Consider the following 641-nt stretch of genomic DNA (forward strand, 5'->3'; position numbering starts at 1 on the left):
GCTTTTTTGTGGGTGGAATCTAAGCTGATATCGCGGTTTGAATCTCTTGAAGTATCTCTGGATTGGCAATTGCGCCTAAGTTTTCAACTTGTCGACCATTGACAACCTGCTTGACGGCAAGTTCTACCAGTTTGCCAGATCGCGTTTTCGGAATATCGCTGATGGCGAAAATGGCACTCGGCACATGGCGTGGTGAACAGGCCGATTTCAGCTGCGCTTTAATGCTGCCGATTAACTCATCATCCAACTCATCTTGGCTTTCTAATTGAACAAAAAGCCAGATCTGTTCATTTCGATCCACTTCTTTCCCAACCGCGATGGAGTCGACGATGCCATCAATAGCATTCACCTGTTGGTAAATTTCTGCGGTACCAATTCTGACGCCACCTGGATTAAGAGTGGTGTCACTGCGGCCATAAAAAACAAAACCGCCAACCTCACTTTTTTCTACATCGTCGCCATGATGCCAAACATGATCGAACTTATCCCATTAAGCGCGATGGTAACGGTCGCCTGAATCACGCCAGAACCCAGAAGGAAAATTCGGCAGTGAATTGGTGCAAACCAGCTCACCTCGTTCACCCACGACACTGTGACCTTGTGGATTAAATACTTGCACATCAACGCCTAAGCCTGCGGAT

1 pseudogene is annotated in these 641 nt (G+C 47.3%); it reads right to left on the minus strand.

Annotated features, from left to right (window positions below):
- Positions 1-19 precede the first annotated feature (19 nt).
- Positions 20-641, minus strand: a pseudogene (locus R7O13_RS28085) (AMP-binding enzyme); the annotation flags it as partial.

The organism is Vibrio sp. Y176 (genome assembly GCF_033438945.1).